This window comes from Streptomyces sp. BF23-19 (assembly GCF_041106355.1).
Taxonomy (GTDB): Bacteria; Actinomycetota; Actinomycetes; order Streptomycetales; family Streptomycetaceae; genus Streptomyces; species Streptomyces virginiae_A.
The window spans coordinates 61,399-80,060 of sequence record NZ_JBGBPT010000005.1 but is presented as its reverse complement, the minus strand read 5'-3'; the positions used below and the strand labels follow the sequence as shown (position 1 = coordinate 80,060).

Genomic DNA, 18,662 nt, shown 5'->3' with positions numbered 1-18,662 from the left:
AGCGAACCTCACCAACGAGCGCCAACGCCCGTGGGCACGGTGTCCATTCCGTCCGGGAGCGCGAATCCGTCGAACAGCGCAGCCATCGCCCGGCCGGTGACCCGGGCCGGGGTGGCCCGGACGGCGAGGTCGCGGACGGCCACGGCGAGGGGGTGGCTGAGGGCGGCGACCCGCCCGGCCCGGCGGGAGCGGACGCGGATGGCGTCGGTGCGGGCGCAGCGGGCCGCGCTGTAGGCGGCGAGGGCGGCCGGGACCTCCGTGGGGCCGGCGCCGGCCAGCAGGTGGCCGAGGACCGCGGCGTCCTCGACGGCCTGGCAGCCGCCCTGACCCAGGTTGGGGGTCATGGCGTGGGCGGCGTCGCCGAGCCAGGCCAGGCGTCCGTGGTGGAAGCGGGGGAGTGGGGCGGCCAGGTCGTACAGGTCGTGCTGGAGCACGGCCGCCGGGTCGATCCGGTCCAGCAGGGCCGGGATCGGGTCGTGCCAGGTGCCGTAGCGGCGCAGGAGTTCGGCGCGGACGTCGGCGGGACGCCGGCCCGCCGGGACGACGGCGGTGGCGTAGAGGTAGGTCCGGCCGTCGGCGAGCGGGACCACGCCGAAGCGCTCGCCGCGGCCCCAGGTCTCGGCGGTCGCCGTTCCGGTGAGGCTCGCGGCGGCCGGCAGGACCGTGCGCCAGGCGGTCTCGCCGCTGTGGTGCAGGCCGGGGTGTTCGGGGAAGTACTGGCGGCGCAGCGGGCTGTGGATGCCGTCGGCGGCGATGACGAGGTCGGCGCCGTCGAGGTCGCCGGCGTCGGTGCGGACCACGGGGGAGCCGTCGGCGTCGTCGACGGAGGTGACGGCGACTCCGTAGCGGATCGCGGTGGTGGGGAGGGCGGCGGCCAGGGCGTCGGCGAGGGCCGAGCGGTGCAGGGCGAGCGGCGGGCCGCCGAAGCGGGCCGCCGACGCGACGGTGTCGGCGCGGCTGAGCCGGCGGCCGTCCGGGCGGCGCAGGCCCATCGCGGCGGGGACGGCGCGGCCCGCCGTGCGGGTGATGTCGAAGCCGATGGTGTCGAAGGCGCGCAGGGCGTTGGGGGCGAGCACGATCCCGGCGCCGACGGCGGTCGGCCCGGCCGCCCGCTCGCACACGGTGACCCGCCAACCGTGGCGGTGCAGGGCCAGGGCCGCGGTGAGCCCGCCGATCCCCGCGCCTGCCACGACCGCGTGACGCTGAACTGCCGACATGAGTCCCCCGCTTCCTCTTCCTCGGTTCTCCTCTGCCGGATCCTCTACATCTGTAGAGTCCGATGGTGTAACTCTACAGCTGTAGAGTGGACTGATGTCCACCCCGCATTCGAGCCCGCCCGCGGCGGATCGCAGAACGCTGATCGCCGATACCGCCATCGACCTCGTCGCCGCCGCCGGGCTCCGGGGCCTGACCCACCGCGCGGTCGACGGCGCGGCGGGGCTGCCGGCCGGGAGCACCTCGTACTACTTCCGTACGAGGACGGCGCTCATCGGGGCCTGCTACGCGCGACTGGCCGAGCTGGACCTCGGCGATGTCGGTGATTTCGGCGACGTCGGCGGCGAAGGCCCGCCCGCGCCCCCGCCGGCGGACCGGGAGACGGCGGCGGCCGCGCTGGCCGGGCTGCTGCACCGCTGGCTGACGGTGGGCCGCGCGCGCCAGCTGGCCCGCTTCGAGCTGAGCCTCGAAGCGGCCCGCAACCCCGAACTGGAGGCGGACTTCCACCGGGCGGGCCAGGGGGCCCGGGCCCGCGCCTCGGGCATTCTCGCCGCCCTCGGGGCGCGGCGGCCCGAGGAGGCCGCCGAACTGCTCGTCGCCTGGACGGACGGACTGCTCTACGACCGGCTGGCCGGCGCCCTCGCCCGCTCCCGCCCGGCCCCGGACCTCGCCGAACTGACCTCCATCACCCGGCGGATGCTCGACGCGGTCCTCGCCGAGGGCTGACCCCGGCAGTGGCACCGGAGGCCGTGGCCTCGGCCGGGAACTTCCCGGATTGGTTTATCGTTCATTCAGGTGTGGGACCGCGTGCCCACCCTCATACGCCCAGGCCGGCCTTCCCCCCCGGTCGGCCCGGGCCCGCCCCGATCGGCCACCCCCCCCGGCCGGTCGGGGCCCATACGTACGGTGGGCTGCGTGCGGTCGGCGCCGCCGGCGTCCCGCCGAGGCGGTCGGGGTTCGGAAACCCGGCGCCGCGTCCCCCGGACGGCGCAAGACCGGCGCCCCCCGGAAGACCGCGCCGCTGCCCCTGCCCCCGGCCCCGCCACCTGCCGCTCCGGGCGACGGCCGGGGCGCGGGCCCAGGGCTCGGCGCGGACCGCGCGGGGCGGGACGGCAGGCCGGCGCGCCGGGTCGGCGCTACGTTCCGGAGGCATGAACCGCATACCCGGCGATCGGCACTCCGGCCCCACCCGACGCGCCCTGCTCACCGCCGGGGCCGGTGCGGCCCTCGCGGCGGGTTGCGCGCGCGGCGGCGCCTCCGGCGCTCCGGCGGCGGAGGGCGGCGGCACCGCCACCCCCACCGCGGCCGCCGGCGGGATCACCCCGGGCGTGATGACCCTGTTCAAGGACCCGGGCTACAACTTCAACGGGCTCCTCGCGCTCGGCGCCTCGGGCGCCGGCGCCGCCGAGGTCGGCGAGGTCCTCACGGCCGTGAACACGATCAACGACTCCGGACTGAGCGCCCAGTCGTACGTGAAGACCTTCCGCACCCTCGGTGACCAACTGCTGAAGGCGCCTCCGGGCGCGCCGGCCGACGGCCGGACCAAGCGGTTCCGGGCGCTGCGCGCCGCCCAGTACTACGGCCAGGCGCTCTTCTTCGTCCTCGGGTCGGACGACCCCGGCAGCGAGGAACAGCTCTACAAGGCGGGACGCGGAGCCTGGGACACCTTCTGCGACCTGTGCGAGCCCGCCCCGGTGAAGGCGAACGTCCCCTACGGGAGCACCCCCCTGCCGGTGTGGTTCTTCCGCCCCGACACGAGCGACACCCCCCGCCCGACGGTGATCCTGACGAACGGGAGCGACGGCCAGAACGTGGACATGTGGACCTACGGGGTCCCTGCCGCGCTGGACCGCGGCTGGAACGCACTCGTCTACGACGGGCCGGGCCAGGGACAACTGTTCTTCGTGGACCAGGTGGTGTTCACGCCCACCTGGGAGGAGGTCGTCACGCCCCTCGTCGACTGGCTGTCCGCCCGCCCCGACGTGGACCCCGACCGGATCGCCCTGACGGGTCTGAGCATGGCGGGCGACCTCGCCCCGCGGGCGGCCGCCTTCGAGACCCGGATCGCCGCGCTGGTCGCCATGCCCGGCTGTCTGGAGCCGTGGCTGGGCTTCCCACCCGAGATCCGGCAGATCCTCACCCCCGACAAGCAGGAGACGAACGACATCTGGAACAAGGAGGTCGTCCCCGAACTGCCTCCGGACGCGGCCGACGTGATGAAGAAGCGCTTCGAGCCCTTCTCGATCCCGGCCATGCTCGAAGCGCGGCAGGGCAAGCTGTTCACCGACTTCTACACGCCCGCCACCCGGATCCAGGCGCTGTCCATCACCGATGTCGTCGGCCGGATCAAGGCCCCCACCCTGGTGCTGGACTACGAGGGCGAGCAGTTCTACCCCGGCCAGCCGCGCCGCATGTACGACGCCCTCACCTCGCCCAAGGACTACCTGAAACTGACGGCCGCCGAAGGCGCGCAGCTGCACTGCTCCCCGATGGCCCCGCAGCTGCACTGCGAAGTCGTCTTCGACTGGCTCCGGAAGACGCTCCCGGACCGCTGACGAACGGCTCCCCGCCAGGAGACGCGGTCCCGCCAGGACACGCACTTCTGGCCGGCGCCGCACCGACTCCGCATCATGGGGACGTCGTCGCCCGCCCGCGGCGACGACACCGACCCCCGAAGCGGAGCAGTACTGCCATGGCGACCATCGCGGTGACCGGCCACGCGAACCTCACCGGGGCGAGCGTCGCGCCGGTCGAGGAGGCGCTGCGCGCGCTGCTCGCCCGCTACCCGACCGCGGAGCTCACCGGCATGTCCTGCCTGGCCCCCGGCGCCGACACGGTCTTCGGGAATGCCGTACTCGCCCTGGGTGGGCGGCTGGTGGCGGTGCTCCCCTCGGACGACTACCGGGCGCGGATGCGGGAGGGTCCGGACGCCGTCGCCTTCGACCGCCTCTTGGAGGCCGCCGCCGAGGTCGAGGTCATGCCCTATCGAAGGGCCGGTACGGACGCCTACGCCGCCGCCAACCGACTCCTGCTCGGCCGGGCCGAACTCCTGGTCGCGGTGTGGGACGGCGGGGCCGGCGGCAGGCAGGGCGGGACGGGCCACGCGGTGGCCGCGGCCCGTGCGCGGGGGCTACCGGTGGAGGTCCTCTGGCCGCCCGGCGCCGCCCGGCAGGACCCGGTCCGGCCCGCCACCCGCGGCAAGCATCGGCGCAGCTCCCCGATCCGGTCCGACCGATCGGACACGCTCTAGGATCCGACCATGATCGCTGAACTGCAGTGCGTGGTCCTGGACTGCCCCGATCCGCAGTCGCTCGCCGAGTTCTACCGGTCCCTGCTGGGCGGGAACGTCAACCAGCAGGACCGGCGTTGGGCGCTCGACGAGAGCTGGGCGACGCTCCACACGCCCTCGGGCCTGGTCCTCGCCTTCCAGCAGGCCCTGAACCACGTGCCCCCGCGCCGGTCCGACCCCACCCGGCCGCAGCAGTTCCACCTGGACCTCGGCGTCCCGGACCTGGACCGGGCCCAGGAGGAGGTACTGGCGGCCGGCGGGACACTGCTCGACGGCTCGGACGGGCGCGGCTGGCGCATCTACGCGGATCCGGCGGGGCACCCCTTCTGCCTGGTCCGAGACTGAGTCACGGACCCGGTCGGAGCGGTCAGTCCGTCGATCGGGTCCAGCCGATGGCCTCGATGCGGTGGGCGTCGGCCGGGCGGTCCTCCGCGAAGAGCAGCCGGCCCGGTTCCGCCACGCGGACGACGTCCACGTAGGCCCCGCGTCCCACGTAGCGGCCGGTCGCGGTGTGGCGGAAGCGCAGCCGTACCTCGCGACCTGCCCAGGCGGCCGTGAGGGGGGCTTCGAGGCGGTGCCAGACGCGACCCGACCAGCCGCTCACGGAGCCCCGCGGCCACTGCTCGGGCGTGCCGCCGGTGGACCGCAGCGTGCTGAAGGGCAGCGGCTCCCAGTGCTCCCCATCGGCGGAGGCCTCCAGGTGCAGGGCGCCCTCGCCCGGCACCGTGTCCCACCACACGGCGCAGCGCAGCCGGGCGGCGGCCGTCGCCGGGCCGAGCGGCGGCAGCGTGAGGGTGCCCGAGGCGCCCGGCCGGATGCCGGAGAACCAGGCCGCCCCGCCGTGCCGGGTACGGACCGGGACGGCGCGGGCGAAGCGGTTGCCGACCGCGACCCGCGGCGCGCTGCCGGCCCGCCAGGTCCGTACGGGGTGGACGGAGTTGCCGAGCAGGATCAGGAACGAGTCGGTGGAGGGGTCCAGGACCAGGGAGGTACCGGTGAAGCCGGTGTGCCCGGCGGAGTGCGGGGTGGCCATGGCGCCCATGTACCAGTGCTGGTAGAGCTCGAAGCCGAGGCCGTGGTCGTCACCGGGGAAGGCCGTGTTGTAGTCGGTGAAGAGCAGCTCGACGGAGGCGGGGCGCAGGATGCGCCTGCCCGCGTAGACCCCGCCGTCGAGGAGGGCGCGGGCCAGGACGGCCAGATCCCAGGCGGTGCCGAAGACCCCGGCGTGGCCCGCGACGCCGCCGAGCGCGTACGCGTTCTCGTCGTGGACCTCGCCCCACACCAGCCCGCGGTCCAGGCCGGACCAGGGCGGGCGCTGCACCTCGGTGGCGGCGATCACTCGGCGCCAGGAGAGCGGTGGGTTGTAACGAGTGCGGTGCATTCCGAGCGGAGCGGTGATCTCGTCGTGGAGCAGTGTGTCCAGAGTGCGACCGGTGATCCGTTCCAGGAGCAGTTGCAGCGCGATGAGGTTGAGGTCGGAGTACCGGTAGACGGTCCCCGGGGTCTCCTGCGGTCGGACCGACCACAGCAGCCTCAGCCGCCCCTCCCGCGTGGACTCCTGGTAGAAGGGTGCCCAGGAACGCAACCCCGAGGTGTGCGTGAGCAGCTGGCGGACCGTGATGATCTCCTTGCCGCCCCCGACGAACTCCGGCAGGTACCGGCACACCGGAGCCTCCAGCTCCAGGCGCCCGCGTTCCATCTGCTGCACCGCCAGGATGGAGGTGAACAGCTTGGTCAGCGAGGCCAGGTCGAAGACGGTGTCCTCGGCCATCGCGATCCGCTCGGCCGCCGGGAACTCCCGGACCCGGTCGGCCCGGCCGTCGTAGTCCGCGTACCGGACCGCGTACCCCATGGCGCGATGCAGGGCGATGGTGCGGCCCCGGCCGGCCAGGACCACCGCCCCGGCGTAGTAGGGGTGTTCGGGGGAGGGGCCCAGGAAACGCCGGGCCTCGTCCGCGACCCCCTCCAGGTGCTGCTCCGACAGGCCCGCCTGGCGCGCCGACCCGTACCGCAGCCGCAGCCCCTGGAGCGCGCGCCGCTCGGCGGGCCCGCCCGCGGCGCCCGCGGAGCCCGGGAGGGCCGCGTGCAGGACGAGCACCCCGCCCAGCGCGAGCAACCGCGCCCCCAGGCGCCGCCGGTTCAGCCCGCGGCCCGGTTCGGCCACGCCGTCGCCTCCCTGCCCGCGGTCGTGCGGTCGTTCACGGCCGACACCGCCCGGCCGTTCCGTGCCGACCTCCGCCACCGCTTCGGCCCCCGTGTCCGCTGCCATGTCCGGTCCTCCTCGTCCGCAACCCGCGCCCACAACACCCGCACCCGCCGTGCGCATTCCGCGCCCGCGGCCCCGCGGCCCCGCCGTCCGCACGGCACCAGGCACCCGGCACCGGCACCGCGGTCCGCCGCGGGCGGTCCGTCGTCCTCCGGGCGCGCCGCCCGCCGGCCCGCCGCTCTTCCCGGAGCCGCGCCGTCCGGGCCGGAACCCGTACCGGTCGAGCGCGCCGCAGGCGAACCGGCTCGGGCCGGAGCCCCGTACCCGCCGAGCGCGCCGCAGGCGATCCGCACGGTAGTGGGTATCTGCCCGCCCATCGGGCACCCTCCGCACCGACCGACCCGTAAAGAATCTGACACTGCATCAGAAAATCTCTTCCCTCGGCCGGCGGGCTGCGGCATCCTGCCGCCCATGGAGACGGAGCTGAGCAAGAAACTGGGAGTCGAGCACGCCATCTTCGGCTTCACGCCCTTCCCGGCGGTCGCCGCTGCCATCACCCGCGCGGGCGGCTTCGGTGTGCTCGGCGCGGTCCGCTACACGGCCCCCGACGACCTGAAACGCGACCTCGAATGGATGCAGGCGCACACCGACGGCAAGCCCTACGGCCTCGACGTCGTGATGCCCGCCAAGAAGGCCGTCGACGGCATCGCCGAGGCCGACATCGAGGCGATGATCCCGGCCGCGCACCGCGCCTTCGTCCGCGACACCCTCGCCAAGCACCACGTGCCCGAGCTCGCCGAGGGCGAGGCCTCCGGCTGGCGGATCACCGGCTGGATGGAACAGGTCGCCAGGAGCCAGCTCGACGTCGCCTTCGACTACCCCATCAAACTCCTGGCGAACGCCCTCGGTTCGCCGCCCGCCGACGTCATCGCGCGCGCCCACGACCACGGCGTCCTCGTCGCCGCCCTCGCCGGCAGCGCCAAGCACGCCCGCCGCCACGCCGAAGCCGGCATCGACATCGTCGTCGCCCAGGGCTACGAAGCCGGAGGCCACACCGGCGACATCGCCACCATGGTCCTGGTGCCCGAGATCGTCGAGGCCGTCGCCCCCCTCCCGGTCCTCGCCGCCGGCGGCATCGGCAGCGGCGAGCAGATCGCCGCCGGCCTCGCCCTCGGCGCCCAGGGCGCCTGGCTCGGCTCGCTCTGGCTCACCACCACCGAGGCGGACCTCCACTCGCGCGCCCTCACCGAGAAACTGCTCGCCGCCGGCTCCGGCGACACCGTCCGCTCCCGCGCCCTCACCGGCAAGCCCGCCCGCCAGTTGCGTACCGAGTGGACCGACGCCTGGGACGACCCGGCGGGCCCGGGCGCGCTCCCCATGCCGCTCCAGGGCCTGCTCGTCGCCGAGGCCGTCTCCCGGATCCAGAAGTACGAGGTCCGGCCCCTGCTCGGTACCCCCGTCGGCCAGATCGTGGGCCGGATGACCGAGGAACGCAGCGTCCAGGCCGTTTTCGACGACCTCACCAGCGGCTTCGAGCGGGCGATCGACCGCATCAACCGCATCGCCGGCCGAGTCCGAGAGGCGTGACCGACATGACCGCGACGACGTCCACGACCCCCGCCACCGACCAGCAGCCGCCCAACGGCTTCTGGGCCCAGGCCGCCGCCGACCCCGGGCGCACCGTACTCGTGACCCCCGAGGGTGAGGAATGGAGCGCCGGCCGGCTGCACGCCGACGTCAACCGCCTCGTCCACGGCCTGCGCGCCGCCGGACTGGAGAAGGGGGACGTCTTCGCCGTCGTCCTCCCCAACGGCGTCGAGTTCCTCACCGCCTACCTGGCCGCCTCGCAGGCGGGCTTCTACCTCGTTCCCGTCAACCACCACCTCGTGGGCCCCGAGATCGCCTGGATCGTCTCCGATTCCGGAGCCAAGGTCCTCATCGCCCACGAGCGCTTCGCCGACGCCGCCACGGCCGCCGCCGACGAGGCGGCCCTGCCCGCGAGCCACCGGTACGCCGTCGGAGCGGTCGCCGGCTTCCGCCCGTACGCGCAGCTCCTCGACGGGCAGCCCGCGACCGTCCCCGAGGGCCGCACGCTGGGCTGGGTCATGAACTACACCTCCGGCACCACCGGCCGCCCGCGCGGCATCCGCCGCCCGCTGCCCGGCAAGCTCCCGGAGCAGACGTACCTGGGCGGCTTCCTCGCCATCTTCGGCATCCGGCCCTTCGACGGCAACGTCCACCTGGTCTGTTCGCCGCTCTACCACACGGCCGTCCTCCAATTCGCGGGCGCCGCCCTGCACATCGGGCATCCGCTGGTCCTGATGGACAAGTGGACCCCGCAGGAGATGCTCCGCCTGATCGACGGCCATGCCTGCACGCACACCCACATGGTGCCGACCCAGTTCCACCGCCTCCTCGCCCTCCCGCAGGAGACGAAGGACGCGTACGACGTCTCCTCGATGCGGCACGCCATCCACGGCGCCGCGCCCTGCCCCGACCACGTCAAACGGGCGATGATCGACTGGTGGGGCCGGTGCGTGGAGGAGTACTACGCGGCCAGCGAGGGCGGCGGCGCCTTCGCGACCGCCGAGGACTGGCTGAAGAAGCCGGGAACGGTCGGCAAAGCCTGGCCGATCAGCGAACTCGCCATCTTCGACGACGACGGCAACCGGCTGCCCGCCGGTGAACTGGGCACCGTCTACCTCAAGATGAACACCGGTGGCTTCAGCTACCACAAGGACGAGGGCAAGACGAGGAAGAACCGGATCGGCGACTTCTTCACCGTCGGCGACCTGGGCCTGATGGACGAGGAGGGCTACCTCTTCCTCCGCGACCGCAAGATCGACATGATCATCTCGGGCGGGGTCAACATCTACCCCGCCGAGATCGAGTCGGCCCTGCTCACCCACCCGGCCGTCGCGGACGCCGCCGCCTTCGGCATCCCGCACGCCGACTGGGGCGAGCAGGTCAAGGCGGTCGTCGAACCGGCCGAGGGTTTCGTGGCGGGCGACGCCCTGGCCGCGGAGATCCTGCACCACTGCGAGCGGCAGCTGGCCGGCTACAAGCGCCCCAAGACGGTCGACTTCATCGAGACGATGCCACGCGACCCGAACGGCAAGCTCTACAAGCGGCGGCTGCGCGACCCGTACTGGGAGGGTCACGAGCGCGCGATGTGACGGTACGCCCCGACCGCGGCCCTCACCCGGGGCCCGACCGGCAGGAAACCGCCGAGCAGCAGCTCGGGCTCGGGATCCGATGCCGATGCCGATGTTGATTCCGGGTCCGGGTCCGGCTCGGGCTCCACGTGGTGGAAGGGCCTGAGCATGGAGACGGCCGCGTGCAGCGCGTCGGTCCGGTCGTACGAGGGCTCGGCTCCAAAGCGCGCGGCCTCGGCGGTGGCGTCGACGACGGGGATGCCCAGGCCGTCCCGGGCCGCAGGTCCGTCCGCCGCCCCGGGCCGGGCGGCGAGCCGGCGCACCGTCCCGGCGATCGCCGGCCACGGGACGTTGCTGTCGTCCGCGTCGACCAGCGGCAGGTCGTAGGCGACCGACGAGCCGAGGTCGCGGCCGTCCCACAGGACCACCCGGGTGTGCCCCGGTCGTCCGGGCGGCCGCAGCACCCCGAGTACGGGCCGCCCCACACCCGCGTGCTCGGCCCCCGGCGCCGGGGAGACGTGGCGCAGCAGCTCCCGCAGCGCGATGCGGTGCAGGCCGGTCAGCTCGGGCTCGGTCCACTGCGACGGCGCGTCCGCCGAGGTCATGCGCCATCCTGCGGTGCGGTGCGACGTTCCCGGTGGAGCCGGCCCCCGCCACGCCCGGGGATCGCGTGAGAAATGCCACGAGAGGCACCCTGAGGCGCGCCTTGCGCCGCACCATCGGGACAATTCTGGCAACTTGGCCGATATGAGTACGGCAACCCGCAGATCGTTCTTGACCGACTGGACCATCGTCGTCCCCGTCGTCGCGCTCGTCGCGCTGGTCTTCAGCTGGGGACGGGACCTACCGGGTTTCGCGGTGGCGCTCGTCGCGCTCTGTCTCGCGGGCGCGGTGCTCGCGGCCGTCCACCACGCCGAGGTCGTCGCCCACCGCGTCGGCGAACCCTTCGGCTCCCTCGTCCTCGCCGTGGCGGTCACCGTGATCGAGGTGGCGCTCATCGTCACCCTGATGGCCGACGGCGGCGACAAGACCGCCTCCCTGGCCCGGGACACCGTCTTCGCCGCCGTCATGATCACCTGCAACGGCATCGTCGGCATCTCCCTGCTCGTCGGCGCCCTGCGCAACCGGGTCGCCGTGTTCAATCCCGAGGGCTCCGGGGCCGCCCTGGCCACCGTCGCGACCCTGGCCACCCTCAGCCTGGTCCTGCCGACGTTCACCACCAGCAAGCCGGGCCCGGAGTTCTCCACCGCGCAGCTCACCTTCGCCGCCGTCGCCTCGCTCGCCCTGTACGGGCTCTTCGTCGCCGTCCAGACGGTCCGTCACCGCAGCTACTTCCTGCCCGTGGACACCGGAGGGGGCGTCGCCGGCGGCGAGGACCACGCCGACCCGCCCACCGCCCGCGCCTCCCTCGTCAGCCTCGGCCTCCTGCTGATCGCGCTCGTCGCCGTGGTGGGCGACGCCAAGGCCGTGTCCCCGACCATCGAGCGGGCCGTCGCGGCCGCCGGGCTGCCCCAGGCGGTCGTCGGTGTGATCATCGCCCTGCTCGTCCTGCTGCCCGAGACCCTCGCCGCCGTCCGGGCCGCCCGCCGCGACCGCGTCCAGACCAGCCTCAACCTCGCCTACGGATCCGCCATCGCCAGCATCGGCCTGACCATTCCGGCGATCGCCCTCGCCTCGATCTGGCTCTCCGGCCCGCTCCTGCTGGGCCTCGGCCCGATCCACATGGTGCTGCTCGCCCTCACCATCGTGGTCAGCGCCCTCACCATCGTCCCGGGGCGCGCCACGCTGCTCCAAGGCGGCGTCCACATCGTGCTGCTGGCCGCGTACCTCTTCCTGGCGGTCAGCCCGTAGCGAATGCCCCCACGTGACCCCGCACGACTCCACGTGACCCCGCACGACTCCACGTGACCCCACGTGACCCCGCGCGAGGCCGCGCGAGGCCGCGTCCGAGCGCCCTCTGCTCCTGCTCCCGATGCTCGGCGACGCCGACCTGCCCGCCGAGGCACCCGACACCGTGGCCCGCGCGCCCGCCCACTGCGGGATACGCGCGGACGCCGCCGGGGAACTGGCCGCGACCCTGCTGGGGGCGCCTGACCCGGCTGGCGGGCCCCGGTGGGCGGCGACGGACGCCCATCCGATCCCCGTGTGTTCCGCCCCGTACAGCCCCCGCCGGGTACCGCTCGTCCTGGGCATCACCCCGGATCAGGCCCGGGCCCTGGCCACCGCCCTCGGTGCGACGCCGGCCGGATGACCGCCGCCGCCCGCGCCTCCTCCTGTGCGGTCAGGAGGAGGCGGGTCGGGCGGCGGTGGGTTCGGGCGCGGGGCTCACCGTCGTTCGCGGACCAGGGCCACCTTCAGCTTCGGCGACGTGAGGATGTCCCGTTCGCAGAACCGTGCCGTGACCCAGCGTTCCTCGGAGTACATCCGGGTCTGGTCGGCGTGGTACGGCGAGCCCGGGTTCGAGGACTGGCTGTACGTCAGCAGGGTGCGCGCCACCGGGCAGCGCCCGCCGTCCCAGCCGACCGCCTGGATGTGGCTGGACCCGTGCGTGACCTCCGCGTAGCCGCCGGCCGCCGCGTTCCACGGCGCCTCGATCTTGTTCCAGACGCCGAGCGCCTCCGTGCCACCGCTCACCGGCAGTTTGCGCGCGCCGCGGACCACGAACTGGTGCTCACCCAGCGGGGCGTCGAGCGCGATCCCGGACGCCTTCAGCTCCGCCACCGTGTCCGCGAGCGCCCGCCCGATGCCGGGTGCCGCCTGGTCGAGCGTACGAGGGGTACGTACGGGATCGGCCGCCGAGAACGGCACCAGCCACAGGTCCTTGGTCGGCGTCGAGGCCGTCAGCTTGCGCCAGAACCGGTCGAAGAGCAGCGCGCCGCGGCTGGTGCTGTCGGTCGTACGGTCCCAGCTCGCCAGCACCCCGCAGGCCGCCGAGACGTCCACCGCACCGCCGTCGCTCGCCGTCGCCGTGCCGCCCGGCAGGGCGGAGCACGCCTTCGCCGCGTCCGCCGCCGCCAGCTCACCGGCCGGGACCCGGTTCGCGAACTGCTGCTTCTGCAGGTCGGCCACGGTCAGCCGGCCCTTCGCGGCCATCGCGGCCACGTCCTCGACCGCGCCGCGCGTCCGCAGCGAGCGCGCGGTGGCGACGTTGCCCCATATCCGCTCGTAGCCGGTCAGCGGCCGGTCGGCGTTGGCCAGCCAGGCACTGTCGTTGGAGTTCTCCGCGTACGGGGCGTCCCGCAGCGTCGGCGCCTTCCCCGGGCCGAAGACCCCCGGCTGCACCGCGTCCGGATCCGAGCCGATCGCGCAGTCGCCGCGCGAACCGTCCAGCACCGCCAGCCCCGAGGCCGGGTACGTGGCCCGGCCCATCGGGGTGGAACAGCGGGCCACCAACTCGTCGGTGATCCGGGGCAGCACCTGGGCCTGGGTGAAGAGGGTGCCGCCCGCGGAGTCGGCGGCCACGGTGTTGACCCAGGGCAGGCCCTGGGTGCGCCCCAGCGCGTCCTGGATCCCGGCCACCGAGCGGGCCTTGCCCATCGCGAGGGCGGTGTCGGAGCCGCGCAGGTTCGCGGCGTTCGGGTCGTTCAGCGCGTACGCCGTCTGCGCGGTCCACGGCAGGGGCAGGCTCGGGCCGAGGTCCGAGACCACCGGTCCGTAGCGGGTCCACCACTGGGTGCGGGTGACCGGGGCGCCGCCGGTCACCGGGACGGTGACGGTCCGCCGGGTCATCCGCTCCGGCGTGCCGTCGACCAGGTAGGCGGTCGGATCGGCGGGATCCAGCGCGAGCTGATGGAGGTTCACCGGCGTGCCGGTGGCCACCGTGTGGCTCCAGGCCACCTTCTCGTTGAAGCCGATGTTGACCACGGCGGTGCCGAGGAGGGAGGCGCCCGAGACGTTCAGCTCGCCCGGGATGGTCTGCTGGAACTGCCAGAAACGGCGCCCGCCGTGCCACGGATAGTGCGGGTTGCCGAGCAGCAGGCCGCGGCCGCTCGCCGTGGTGGAGCCGGCGAAGGCCACGGCGTTGGAGCCCATGTCGTAGCGGCCGGTGTCGAAGTACTCCCGTGCCGCCTCGGCGGCGGCCGCCGGATCGGCCCCCTGGGGGAGCGCCATGGGGCCGGTCGGCGAGCCCGCGGGGCCCGGGGGCCGGGCGGCCGTGATGCCGTCGATGCCGCGGCCCTGGCCGCCGAGGACCGAGACGGCGAAGCCGCGGGCGGCCACATCGGCCGTGGTCACCGGGCGGACCCAGCCGGCACCCTTGCACGCCGGGTCGGTGATCTTGTTCTGGGCCAGCCAGGCGTTGTACCCGGCGGCCCAGCCGCGCATCAGTTCCTCGAGGTCCTTGGTGGGACCGGCCGGGGCGGGGGTCGCCAGCAGCTTCTCCACCGTGCCCGACTCCCGCACCCCCTTGAAGTAGAGGTCGCTGGAGAGGTTCTTCGTGGCCGAGGAGAGCGAGAAGTCGGGCGCGGCGTCGGCACCGAACCAGCGGGAACGCTCACCGGAGACGGTCACGAATCCGTCGGCGAGGACGCAGACCTGGTCGGCGGCCTGGGCCCAACCGGTGCCGAAGCCGAGGTGCGCGTAGTCGCGGGCGAGGATGTGCGGGATGCCGTTCTCGGTGTACCGGATGACGGCGGACAGGCCGCCCCCGGCGGCGGTCCGGCCGTCGGGCGCCGCGGCCGCCGAGGCCTGGGGCACGGCGGCCGACGCGGCGAGCAGAGCGGCGCCGGTGAGGGCGACGCGGCGGAGTATCGGACGAGTGCTGAGACGCAACAGTCCTCCCAAGTGGCCTGTGGGTGGGCGTGGTTACCCGATTGACAGGCGGTACTTCCGTGCCCCCACACTCATTCAGCCCGTCCGATGATCTGTCAACATCCCGTTCGGTATCCGGTTATTGACCTTGGGCGTACGGGAGGACGAGGATCGCGCCATGACGGCAGAGCGGGCGGTGCGGGCAGGGCGAGCGGTACGGGACGACACGGTCGACGGACTGGTGCACGACAGCGCGCGGCGGGTCCCCGACCGCCCGGCCGTCCGCTACCGCGAACGGACCTGGACGTACGCGGAACTCGACGCGGCCGTCACCACCGGGGCCGCCGTGCTGCGGGAGCGGTACGGACTGGCCGCCGGGGACCGGGTCGCCACCTTCGCCCACAACTCCGACGCCTACCTCCTCGCCTACCTGGCCTGCGCCCGGGGCGGGCTCACCCACGTCCCGGTCAATCAGAACCTCACCGGCGAGGACCTCGCGTACATCCTGGACAACTCCGCGAGCGCCCTGGTCCTCGCCGATCCAGACCTGGCCGGGCGGATCCCCGACGGGTACCGGGTACGGGCGCTGCGCGACGCCCCCGACTCCTTCCTGGCGGAGCTGGCCGATCCGCTGCCCTTCGAGGCCGACCGGGATCCGGACGCACTGGTACAGCTCCTGTACACCTCAGGGACCACCGCCCTGCCCAAGGGCGCCATGATGACCCACCGGGCCCTCGTGCACGAGTACGAGAGCGCGATCGAGGCCTTGGACCTGGCCGAGGACGACCGGCCCGTCCACTCGCTGCCGCTCTACCACTCGGCGCAGATGCACGTCTTCCTGCTGCCGTACCTGGCGGTCGGGGCGCGGAACACGATCGTGGACGCGCCGGTCGCGGAGCGGATCTTCGACCTGGTCGAGGCGGGGGAGGCGGACAGCCTCTTCGCCCCGCCGACGGTGTGGATCGGCCTGGCCAACCACCCTCGGTTCGCGGTGCGTGAGCTGGGCGCGCTGCGGAAGGCGTACTACGGGGCCTCGATCATGCCGGTCCCGGTCCTGGAACGCCTGCGCGAGCGGTTGCCGGACCTCGGCTTCTACAACTGCTTCGGCCAGAGCGAGATCGGCCCGCTGGCCACGGTGCTCGGGCCGGCGGAGCACGAGGGACGGATGGACTCCTGCGGGCGGCCCGTGCGTCACGTGGAGGCGAAGGTGGTGGACGAGGACGGCAAGGACGTGCCGGACGGCACGCCGGGCGAGGTGGTCTACCGCTCGCCCCAGCTCTGCCTGGGCTACTGGAACGACCCGGTGGCCACGGAGAAGGCCTTCCGGGACGGCTGGTTCCGCTCGGGCGACCTCGCGGTGCGCGACGCGCAGGGGTACTTCACGGTCGTGGACCGGGTGAAGGACGTCATCAACTCGGGCGGGGTGCTCGTCGCCTCACGGCAGGTGGAGGACGTGCTCTACACCCACCCGGGCGTGGCCGAGGCGGCGGTGATCGGGCTGCCCGACGAGCGCTGGATCGAGGCCGTCACGGCGGTGGTGGTACCGCGTGGGGAGGCGGGCGAGGTGACGGAGGCGGAGCTGATGGCCTACGCCCGGGAGAAGCTCGCCCATTTCAAGGCCCCGAAGCGGGTGCTCTTCGTGGACGCCCTCCCGCGCAACGCCAGCGGCAAGATCCTCAAGCGGGAACTGCGCGACCGTTTCGCGGAGCCGGGCACCTGAGCCTGCCGCCACCGACTTCCGGCCGCCGACGCGGGGGAGCCCGGTCAGCCGGGGTGCGGAGGGTGCGGAGGGTGCGCGGCGGGGTCCTCGGGCGGGAAGAGCCCGCCGCGCCGGAGCCGGCGCAGGGTGAGGTGCTCGTGCACGAGACGGCCGACGAGCGCGCCCCCGTAGACCACGAAGCCGACGCCGACCAGCCAGGACTGGACGACGAGCAGGGTGCCGAACGGGCCGTAGATCACCGCGTTGGAGGCGATGAGCGGGGAGAACACCAGCTGCGAGAAGATCCGCAGCCCCAGCAGCCCGAGGCTGGTCGCCACCGCTCCCGGCACCAGGGCGCGCCAGCGGACCCGGCCGCCGAGCAGCAGGCGCTGCGAGGCGATGAAGAACAGGCAGGTGCCGACGAGGTCGCCCAGCGCGCCGAGGACCGTGCCGAAGGCGTCGTTCGACGGCGAGGGGATCCCCACGAGCAGGCCGAGGTAGCAGACGAGCAGGGCGAGCCAGACGACGTGCAGCCACATGGTGTGCCAGCGCGCTGTCGGCAGGTCCCAGACCTTCTCGTAGCCGGTCTGCACGGCCGAACCGAAGGTCAGGCCGAACACCGCGAGGGCGGCCAGACCGAACGCCGTGGTCCGCTCCAGCGCCAGGTCCGCGGCGCCGAACAGCATCTCGACCCGGACCCTCGAGGCCTCCGTCACCCCGAGGGCCTGGCCCAGCCAGCGGCCGAAGCCCGAGCCGCTCCCGGGCGCGGCGGCCGCCACGACCACCAGCAGCGGCACCAGGGTGAGGAAGCCGAGAGCCGCGAAGCCCATCGCCCGGTGCATCAGCTCCATCTCCCGGCCGCGGCTCCAGGCCAGCCCGATCTGGGAGCCCTGGAGCCGGTCGTAGAGCTGCCGGAGGGTGGAGATCACACCTCATGCACTACCCCCGAGCGCCGGCTCGCTCCCGGAGGCCACCCCCAAATGGGTCCGAAGGGGTGGTTTCAGCGGCCGGCTCCCCGAAGGTCGACCAGTCTCTTGATCTTCCCCACCGAACGCTCCAGTGTCTCCGGGTCGACCACCTCGACCCGCACGGAGACCCCGACCCCCTCCTTGACGGCCCGGACCACGGCTGCGGCCGCGTCCTGCCGCCGCTCGGCGTCCGTCTCCCGGCGTGCCTCCACCCGTACCGTCAGGGCGTCCATCCGGCCCTCCCGGGTCAGCCGCAGCTGGAAGTGGGGAGCCAGCCCCGGCGTCCGCAGCAGGACCTCCTCGATCTGGGTCGGGTACACATTCACCCCACGCAGGATGATCATGTCGTCGCTGCGGCCCGTGATCTTCTCCATCCGGCGGAAGGCCGGCCGGGCCGTCCCGGGCAGCAGCCGCGTCAGGTCCCGGGTGCGGTAGCGAATGATGGGCATGGCCTCCTTGGTGAGGGAGGTGAAGACCAACTCGCCGGGCTCACCCTCCGGCAGCACCGCGCCCGTCAGCGGGTCGACCACCTCGGGAAAGAAGTGGTCCTCCCAGATGTGGAGGCCGTCCTTGGTCTCCGCGAACTCCTGGGCCACACCCGGTCCGATGACCTCGGACAGGCCGTATATGTCCACCGCGTCGATGTCGAGCCGTTCCTCGATCTCCCGGCGCATCTCCTCGGTCCACGGCTCCGCGCCGAAGATCCCCGTCCGCAGTGAGGTCGCGCGCGGGTCGATCCCCTGGCGCTCCATCTCGTCCAGCAGGGTCAGCATGTAGGAAGGGGTCACCATGATGACCTCCGGCCGGAAGTCCTCGATGAGCCGGACCTGCCGGTCCGTCATCCCGCCCGACGCGGGCACGACCGTACAGCCGAGGCGCTCGGCGCCGTAGTGCGCGCCCAGGCCGCCGGTGAACAGCCCGTACCCGTAGGCGATGTGGATGATCTGACCGGGCCGTCCGCCGGCCGCGCGTATGGACCGGGCGACGACATCCGCCCAGGTCGCGAGGTCTGCGTCGGTGTACCCGACGACGGTCGGCCGCCCGGTGGTGCCGCTGGAGGCGTGGATGCGGCGCACCTGCGAGCGCGGCACGGCGAACATCCCGAAGGGGTACTGGTCGCGCAGATCGGCCTTGGTGGTCAGCGGGAACAGGGAGAGGTCGGCGAGCGAGCGGCAGTCGTCGGGATGCACGCCCGCCTTGTCGAAGGCCTGCCGGTAGAAGGGGACCTTCTCGTAGGCGCGGTGCAGGGTCGCGCGCAGCCGGGTGAGCTGGAGCGCGGCCAACTCGTCGCGGCCCAGCCGCTCACCCTCGTCGTGGAGATCCGTGTACACCGCCATGCCGTCACCTCATCATGAGAACCGACCGATCATTCGGTAGATTG

The 18,662-nt window shown here is 73.6% G+C and carries 15 protein-coding genes; 9 read left to right on the top strand and 6 right to left on the bottom strand.

The genetic code is table 11. The features are described 5' to 3' along the window. Positions 1–8 precede the first annotated feature (8 nt). Entirely contained in the window at positions 9–1,217 is a 1,209-nt protein-coding gene (locus tag AB8A24_RS04645) for an FAD-dependent monooxygenase (RefSeq protein ID WP_369474815.1), read from the bottom strand. Positions 1,218–1,311: 94 nt separating this feature from the next. Here AB8A24_RS04645 and AB8A24_RS04640 point away from each other — a divergent pair, with 94 nt between their 5' ends. The 4 genes from AB8A24_RS04640 to AB8A24_RS04625 all read left to right on the top strand — a co-directional run bounded on the left by AB8A24_RS04640 (position 1,312) and on the right by AB8A24_RS04625 (position 4,849). Then, the gene (locus AB8A24_RS04640; RefSeq protein ID WP_328964631.1) at positions 1,312–1,941 is read left to right on the top strand and encodes a TetR family transcriptional regulator; all 630 of its coding nucleotides are present in this window, start codon (positions 1,312–1,314) and stop codon (positions 1,939–1,941) included. A 425-nt stretch (positions 1,942–2,366) separates the two neighbouring features. Continuing rightward, positions 2,367–3,770: an alpha/beta hydrolase family protein gene (locus tag AB8A24_RS04635; protein ID WP_369474813.1), complete on the top strand. Its 1,404-nt coding sequence runs from the start codon at positions 2,367–2,369 to the stop codon at positions 3,768–3,770. Between the two features lie 137 nt (positions 3,771–3,907). Next, entirely contained in the window at positions 3,908–4,465 is a 558-nt protein-coding gene (locus AB8A24_RS04630; protein ID WP_328964633.1) for a hypothetical protein, read from the top strand. A 9-nt stretch (positions 4,466–4,474) separates the two neighbouring features. Continuing rightward, positions 4,475–4,849 carry a VOC family protein gene (locus AB8A24_RS04625; protein ID WP_369474811.1) on the top strand — a complete coding sequence of 125 codons (375 nt, stop codon included), beginning with the start codon at positions 4,475–4,477 and terminating at the stop codon, positions 4,847–4,849. A gap of 22 nt (positions 4,850–4,871) precedes the next feature. On the opposite strand, the gene AB8A24_RS04620 is transcribed toward AB8A24_RS04625, so the two are convergent. Continuing rightward, positions 4,872–6,773 (bottom strand): serine hydrolase, encoded by a 1,902-nt coding sequence (locus AB8A24_RS04620; protein ID WP_369474810.1) that lies wholly within the window; start codon positions 6,771–6,773, stop codon positions 4,872–4,874. A 408-nt stretch (positions 6,774–7,181) separates the two neighbouring features. Between AB8A24_RS04620 and AB8A24_RS04615 the strand changes: the two genes are divergently transcribed. Together AB8A24_RS04615 and AB8A24_RS04610 are read left to right on the top strand one after the other, a co-directional pair. Then, positions 7,182–8,297, top strand: a complete 1,116-nt coding sequence (locus tag AB8A24_RS04615; protein ID WP_328964636.1) for a nitronate monooxygenase family protein — start codon at positions 7,182–7,184, stop codon at positions 8,295–8,297. A gap of 5 nt (positions 8,298–8,302) precedes the next feature. Further along, the gene (locus AB8A24_RS04610; protein WP_328964637.1) at positions 8,303–9,886 is read left to right on the top strand and encodes an acyl-CoA synthetase; all 1,584 of its coding nucleotides are present in this window, start codon (positions 8,303–8,305) and stop codon (positions 9,884–9,886) included. On the opposite strand, the gene AB8A24_RS04605 is transcribed toward AB8A24_RS04610, so the two are convergent. Next, on the bottom strand, positions 9,868–10,470 hold the full coding sequence (locus tag AB8A24_RS04605; protein WP_369474809.1) for a hypothetical protein: 603 nt from the start codon (positions 10,468–10,470) through the stop codon (positions 9,868–9,870). The two genes, AB8A24_RS04610 and AB8A24_RS04605, sit on opposite strands and share 19 nt — an antisense overlap. Positions 10,471–10,612: 142 nt before the next feature. Between AB8A24_RS04605 and AB8A24_RS04600 the strand changes: the two genes are divergently transcribed. Next, positions 10,613–11,716 (top strand): calcium:proton antiporter, encoded by a 1,104-nt coding sequence (locus AB8A24_RS04600; protein WP_369474807.1) that lies wholly within the window; start codon positions 10,613–10,615, stop codon positions 11,714–11,716. Between the two features lie 121 nt (positions 11,717–11,837). Beyond that, positions 11,838–12,116 carry a hypothetical protein gene (locus AB8A24_RS04595; protein ID WP_328964640.1) on the top strand — a complete coding sequence of 93 codons (279 nt, stop codon included), beginning with the start codon at positions 11,838–11,840 and terminating at the stop codon, positions 12,114–12,116. 74 nt (positions 12,117–12,190) lie between these two features. Here AB8A24_RS04595 and AB8A24_RS04590 read toward each other — a convergent pair whose 3' ends face one another. Continuing rightward, on the bottom strand, positions 12,191–14,635 hold the full coding sequence (locus tag AB8A24_RS04590; RefSeq protein ID WP_369474805.1) for a penicillin acylase family protein: 2,445 nt from the start codon (positions 14,633–14,635) through the stop codon (positions 12,191–12,193). A 157-nt stretch (positions 14,636–14,792) separates the two neighbouring features. Between AB8A24_RS04590 and AB8A24_RS04585 the strand changes: the two genes are divergently transcribed. Then, positions 14,793–16,334, top strand: a complete 1,542-nt coding sequence (locus AB8A24_RS04585) for a fatty acyl-CoA synthetase (protein WP_369474803.1) — start codon at positions 14,793–14,795, stop codon at positions 16,332–16,334. 44 nt (positions 16,335–16,378) lie between these two features. Here the strand turns inward: AB8A24_RS04585 and AB8A24_RS04580 are convergent, their stop codons facing one another. Both AB8A24_RS04580 and paaK read right to left on the bottom strand, forming a co-directional pair. Then, on the bottom strand, positions 16,379–17,242 hold the full coding sequence (locus AB8A24_RS04580; RefSeq protein WP_328964643.1) for a YhjD/YihY/BrkB family envelope integrity protein: 864 nt from the start codon (positions 17,240–17,242) through the stop codon (positions 16,379–16,381). 71 nt (positions 17,243–17,313) lie between these two features. Further along, a complete protein-coding gene (gene paaK, locus AB8A24_RS04575; protein ID WP_328964644.1) occupies positions 17,314–18,618 on the bottom strand; it encodes a phenylacetate--CoA ligase PaaK in 1,305 nt (434 codons plus the stop codon). Positions 18,619–18,662 lie beyond the last annotated feature (44 nt).